At 60.6% G+C, this 5,614-nt stretch carries 7 protein-coding genes; 3 read left to right on the plus strand and 4 right to left on the minus strand.

Translation table 11 applies throughout. From position 1 onward, the window contains the following. The 3 genes from JNL55_RS33185 to JNL55_RS33195 form a co-directional block, all read right to left on the minus strand. The coding region (locus tag JNL55_RS33185) for a discoidin domain-containing protein (RefSeq protein ID WP_293864906.1) at positions 1 to 1,600 on the minus strand (1,600 nt) is incomplete at its 3' end. Between the two features lie 69 nt (positions 1,601 to 1,669). Then, positions 1,670 to 2,431, minus strand: a complete 762-nt coding sequence (locus JNL55_RS33190) for a thioesterase II family protein (RefSeq protein WP_293864909.1) — start codon at positions 2,429 to 2,431, stop codon at positions 1,670 to 1,672. After that, entirely contained in the window at positions 2,428 to 2,727 is a 300-nt protein-coding gene (locus JNL55_RS33195; RefSeq protein ID WP_293864912.1) for an MbtH family protein, read from the minus strand. The genes JNL55_RS33190 and JNL55_RS33195 overlap by 4 nt, the downstream gene beginning before the upstream one ends. 229 nt (positions 2,728 to 2,956) lie before the next feature. Here JNL55_RS33195 and JNL55_RS33200 point away from each other — a divergent pair, with 229 nt between their 5' ends. From JNL55_RS33200 to JNL55_RS33210, 3 genes are read left to right on the plus strand one after another with little or no spacing between them, the layout of a single operon-like run. Next, the gene (locus JNL55_RS33200) at positions 2,957 to 3,460 is read left to right on the plus strand and encodes a cytochrome c (protein ID WP_293864915.1); all 504 of its coding nucleotides are present in this window, start codon (positions 2,957 to 2,959) and stop codon (positions 3,458 to 3,460) included. A gap of 10 nt (positions 3,461 to 3,470) precedes the next feature. After that, positions 3,471 to 4,169 carry a HupE/UreJ family protein gene (locus JNL55_RS33205; protein ID WP_293864924.1) on the plus strand — a complete coding sequence of 233 codons (699 nt, stop codon included), beginning with the start codon at positions 3,471 to 3,473 and terminating at the stop codon, positions 4,167 to 4,169. Beyond that, positions 4,166 to 4,753 carry a hypothetical protein gene (locus JNL55_RS33210; protein WP_293864918.1) on the plus strand — a complete coding sequence of 196 codons (588 nt, stop codon included), beginning with the start codon at positions 4,166 to 4,168 and terminating at the stop codon, positions 4,751 to 4,753. Before JNL55_RS33205 ends, JNL55_RS33210 begins: the two co-directional genes overlap by 4 nt. Here the strand turns inward: JNL55_RS33210 and JNL55_RS33215 are convergent. After that, the coding region (locus JNL55_RS33215; RefSeq protein WP_293864921.1) for a pyridoxal-phosphate dependent enzyme at positions 4,737 to 5,614 on the minus strand (878 nt) is incomplete at its 5' end. The genes JNL55_RS33210 and JNL55_RS33215 overlap by 17 nt on opposite strands.

Below are 5,614 nucleotides of genomic sequence, written 5' to 3' on the forward strand. Positions count from 1 at the left end.
CACGCTTGGTCGCGAACACGCGGATGTAACGGCCCACCGTGCTCAGTCCGCGAATGTCGTCGACACCCCCGTCGCCGCTGGACGTTTTATAGACGTTCACCCAGGTGTTGGTACTCACCATGGTCTGAATGGTGTACTCGGTTGCATGCCCCGCATCCCAAGTGAGTCGCACACGAGAGATGGAGTAGCGCTGACCGAGGTCGACATAGATCCACTGCTTTTCTGTGCCGGCCACGCTGCGCCAAGCAGTCGCGGTGCTGCCGTCAGTGATTTTAGAGGCGGCGTACGAGCTGCTCTCGGTCGAGCTCGGATAGGCTTTCCGGCCTTTGGCGAGATTGCGCGGTGACTCTGCCGCCGCAAGCATCACGCCGAATTCCTTCCAAGCATTCGCTTCCTGAGGACGAGCGCCGCTCAAGAACGTCAGTCGATCGCTGCCCGTGGCCTGGGGCCAAATCTCGACCACTTCGAGCTGCAAGCCTTGCGCAATCGCTGCGCTCAGTCGCTCGCCGAGGTACACGCCGTAGTCGCCATCGTCGATGGGGCCGCCGCCGTTACGAGTGACGCCGACCGCGCCAGTGCCGGTTTCCGACAATGCGAAACGTTTGCTACGAGCCAACGCGAACTCGATGGCCGCAGGCAAGCCCCAGCCGCGCTTCGGGTTCCAATAGTCAGCCGCCGGATAGTCCCAAACCACGCGACGGTTGGCCGCGTTCGCCAGCCAATCGCCAAGCGCCACGTTCGCGCCGCTGGTCCAGTCGTGATAAGCCGTCTTGTCGCGTGAACGCGTGGGATTCCAAACCGGGCTGTAGTGAGTGGGCGCGATCACGTCGACATAAGAGTCGCCGGGATAGCTGCTCTCCTCGCTCAAACCATAGTTCGCGTACGAAGCCGACGGGCTCCACATGGTCTCGATGACCATGCCATTGCTGGCTGCATACTTGTGGGCCAGATCGGCCACGTGACGCCAGGCTGCGATGTAAGCAACGCGCGTCGCTTCGCTACGCACCTGCCAGCCGTACCAGTTGCCGTTCTGTTCCCAGCCGATGCGCAAATAGATTTTACGAAAGCCCTTGTTCTTGAAGGCGTCGAAAATCGCTGGCCAGACACGATAGCGGCCGGCAGCGATATCGTCGTCGTCATACTTGCCTGCGGCCACGGCATTCATCATGGCGACAGCGGCGTTCTCGCTGTACACGCCGCGATTCGGATGGTTCGCGGGCAGGTTCAGTTGATAAGCCGTCGGGTCGTCGGTCAAGCCGACGCTGACGATGGGAATCAGCGTGGGCCGGCCGTCCGCATCCAGGCGATTCAAATAATCGACCGAGCACAGCTGCGCCAGATTGCCGGCCGCCCAGGTGGCATTGTTACGCCACTTCGGATCGTAGGTGCCCGCGCTCCAGATGGGTTCGCGGTAGTCGACGAATACGTTGGTGGAGTTCGGTGTCTGCTGAACTTTGCTGACGAACGAACGATAGGAGGGAGCCGCCGTCGCCGGCGTGGCCTCACCTACGAAAAAGCCGAGCTTGTCGAGCTGTTGCGCCGGGCTGGGTGCCGCCGCCATCAACATCCACAATCCCAGCAACCGTGCTGCTGCTCTCAATGTCGTCTCCTCCAGTGCCTGCTGCTACAGCTTCGGCCCGGGAGCAGAATAAGTTGATGAGCGCGATGGTCAAAATTGCGCGGGCAAAGCGGGCGATGCTGCTTCAGTCATTTCCTTGCGCGTCCTAAGCTCGGCACACAGTTCTTTCTCGACCAGGCGGACCACGGTGCGTTCTTGGGGGCGCAAGTAGAAATGCCCGCCGCTGAACCAGTGCAGTGAATAGCTCGCCGATGTTTCCCTACGCCAGCCTTCGAGCCGCGCCGGCGGGATCTCATCCTCCTGTCCGGCAAATACACGCAACGGTACTGGCAAGTAAGCGGGGCCGCGATACTCGAAGCTGTTACAAAGACGATAGTCGGCAGCGAGCGCGTCCATCGCCAGACGCAGCATTTCCGGGCTTTCGAACACATCCTCGGGAGTGCCGCCGTAGCGACGCAGAGCGTTCATCAACACCGCATCGCTAACGCGGCGATGTTGGCGCCAATCGGCACTCGCAGGCGCCGAGCTTGCCGATGTGAACAACATCACAGGCAGCCGTTTGCGCCACTGCTGCAAACGAATCGCCATGCCATACGCCAGCAGTCCACCCATGCTATGCCCGAATAAGGCGTAAGGCCTTTCGAGGGCGTGAGCGTGCTCCAAACACAGCTGTTCCACTAACTCATCGAAGTTGCTACTGAACGGTTCAGCGGCCCGCGCACCACGACCGGGCATTTCCACCGGCAGCAACTGAATCCAGCGCGGCAAGCGCAGGCGCCAGCGCGCATACATGGTCGCGCTGGCGCCGCCACAGGGAAGGCAGAGCAATGAGATCGACGTACCGATTCTCATGCCCCGGCGGGATTCGGCGCTTCGGCCTCGGGAGTCGCTGCTGGGGGAGCCGCTGCTTGTTCTTCGTTGGCAGCGCTGTTCTTCGCGTGCTCCTCCATCCACACCCGCAACGACTTGGGGCGCATGTCGGTCCACACTTTGCCGACATAGTCGAGACAGGTTTTTTTGTCGCCGGCCACGCCGCAGTCGGTCCAGCCGCGAGGCACGTCCATGCCGTCGAGCCATAGGGAATATTGCTCTTCCTCGTTTACCAACACGCGGAACTTGCCATTCTCGTCGTCAAACCCACCAGCCATGGTGCATTCCTCCAGTTGGTCATTGCGATAAGCTGCGCGATGCTAACCAGGGCTGCGACAGATGGCCTTGCCTTATCCAAACAGCCACGGCTGCGGTGGCTCGTGGCGACGTCACTGACTTGGATTGTTGGATAAGCTCATTCACATAAATTTCATGACAGGGCTGGCAATCGTCGCTAGTGTACCGCCATCGATTCTCAGCAAAATAAAGCTCGTGCGAACAATAACAGTGGCGACTCTGATCGCCGGTAGCCTGCTGCAAGCCGGTTGTAGCGATCGCTCTCCTGCTCCGGCCGCAGCTGCGGTCGACGCACCGGCGTCGGCGACGTTCGATACTTCAATCGACACACGACAACTGATGAGCTGGGTGGTGGACCCCAGTTCCAAAGTGGTCTTCGGCGCGGTGGCCAGTATCGTTACCGAGAAGGGTGAGGAAGAGATTCAGCCGCGCACCGACGATGAATGGAACAACGCGCGCAATCACGCGGCCGTGCTGATCGAAGCGGGTAATTCCCTGATGTTGGCGGGTCGCGCACGTAATCCGAAAATTCAGGACCAGCAGGACTGGAACGCCAAGGCGCGTGCCATGAGCGCAGCGGCTCGCGTCGCCATCGAGGCTACCGATGTCAAAGACGCTGAGGCATTGTTCGCAGCCTCCGGCGATATCTATCAGACCTGCACGGACTGTCATGCCAAGTACATCTTCACGCCTGAGCCCAGCGCTGCTCAGTAACTATTTCGTTATGCGTTTGTTACCAAGACTGTTGCTGCTAGTGGCGAGCTGCGTGGTGGGCGGCCAAGCGTTGGCTCATGGCGTTGCGCCGGAAGATCAGCTGTTCCTGCAGAATGCCAGTGGCGTGCACTTGTTACCGTTTATCTACCTCGGCGCCAAGCACATGGTCACCGGCTACGACCATCTGCTGTTTCTGGTCGGCGTGATTTTCTTCTTGTATCGGCTGCGCGAAGTGGCGGCCTACGTCACCTTGTTTGCCATCGGCCACAGTGTGACACTGCTGTTCGGCGTCCTCAGCGGCCTGCAGATCGACGCGTATTTGATCGATGCCATCATCGGCTTCTCGGTGGTCTACAAAGCGCTCGACAACCTTGGCGCGTTTCAAACCTGGTTCGGGATCCAGCCCAATACCAAGGCAGCCGTGCTGATCTTTGGCTTTTTCCATGGCTTCGGTCTGGCCACCAAGCTGCAGGACTTCACTTTGTCCGCCGATGGCTTGGTGCCGAACATTCTGGCATTCAATGTTGGCGTGGAGCTCGGTCAGGTGCTGGCGCTCAGCGCCATTCTCATCGTCATGACTTACTGGCGCGCAGCGCCCTCCTTCACCCGTTACGCGACGGCGGCGAATGTGTTGCTGATGGCCGCGGGGTTCGTGCTGGTGGGCTATCAGCTCACCGGCTATTTCGTTGCTGAGGTTCCGGCGTCATGAGTGCTACGCCCCGCTCTGCTCGTCAGCTGTTGATTGCCACACTGAGTGCGATTGCGATCGCGGCTGTGCTGCTGGTCTGTGTAGTGTTGCCGGCCGAATACGGCATCGATCCGCTTCGCACCGGTGAGTTGCTCGGACTCGGTCCGCTCGGTGAAGCCAAGCGAGTGCAAGCAGCCAATGCACGCACCGAAGGCAATCTAATGCACGCTCATCCGCGCAAGCATCGTTCGGTGCGGATCGAGATCAACGTGAAGCCTCGCGAGGAACTGGAGTACAAGGCCAAGCTCGCCGCCGGCGAGCCCATGTTGTATTCGTGGAATGTTCAAGCGGAAGGTACCGGCGCCGTGTATTACGAATTTCACGGTGAGCCCACCGAGGGCGACTGGCCCAAAGGTTATTTCCGCAGCTACGAGACAGTGCAGAGCAGTCAGACGGCGAACGGTTCGTTCGTCGCGCCGTTCACCGGAATGCACGGCTGGTATTGGCGCAACCTCAGCGATGCGCCGCTGACCATCGTGCTGGAAGTGAGCGGCTACTTCACCAAACTGGGTCGCATCGAAGGCCCGGCTACGCCGGAGTCGTAACGCTCCAAGGCAAAGTGTCGAGATCGAGGTTGCCGCCGGTCAGGATGATGCCGATGCGGCGACCTGGCGGCAGCTCGAGCTGACCATCCACCAGTGCGCCATAGCCCACGGCGCCGGATGGCTCGACGATGATTTTCAACACTTCCCAAATCGCGCGCATGGCGTGAAGGATTTCGTCTTCGGAGACGGTCACGATGCCGTCGACATGATGCTGGATCTCGGCGAACGTCAGCTCGCCCAGCGAGGAGCGCAAGCCATCGGCAATAGTCGCTGGTGACGTGCTGGGAATGATTTGTCCCGCGACCAGTGAACGCGCGGCATCGTCAGCACCTTTGGGCTCGACGCCGAACACAGTAATGCCTGGCTTGAGGCTCTTGGCGGCGACCGAAACACCGCTGAGCAAGCCGCCACCGCCGACCGGGCACAGGATGTCCGTGAGATCCGGAACGTCTTCGAGCAGTTCCACAGCTGCTGTGCCCTGCCCGGCCATGACTCGAAGATCGTTGTAGGGATGAATGAGAGCCGCGCCAGTGCGTTCGATCACGCTCTGGCAATTGCTTTCCCGGGCGGCCAGGGTCGGCTCGCACAGAATCACTTCGGCGCCATAACGGCGCACCGAGGCCAACTTGGCCTGCGGCGAATTGGACGGCATCACGGTGTAAGCCGGAATGCCTCGCAACTTGGCGGCACGCGCCAGGGCGGCCGCATGATTGCCGGACGAATGCGTGACCACGCCCCGGCGGGCCTCGTCATCGGACAGCAGGGAGACAGCGTTGGTCGCACCCCGTGCTTTGAAGGCACCGATCTTCTGCAGGTTCTCGCATTTGAAGAACAGCTGGGCCCCGGCCTTCTCGTTGAGGG

Origin of the sequence: Steroidobacter sp. (assembly GCF_016790065.1) — a bacterium.
GTDB lineage: Bacteria > Pseudomonadota > Gammaproteobacteria > Steroidobacterales > Steroidobacteraceae > Steroidobacter.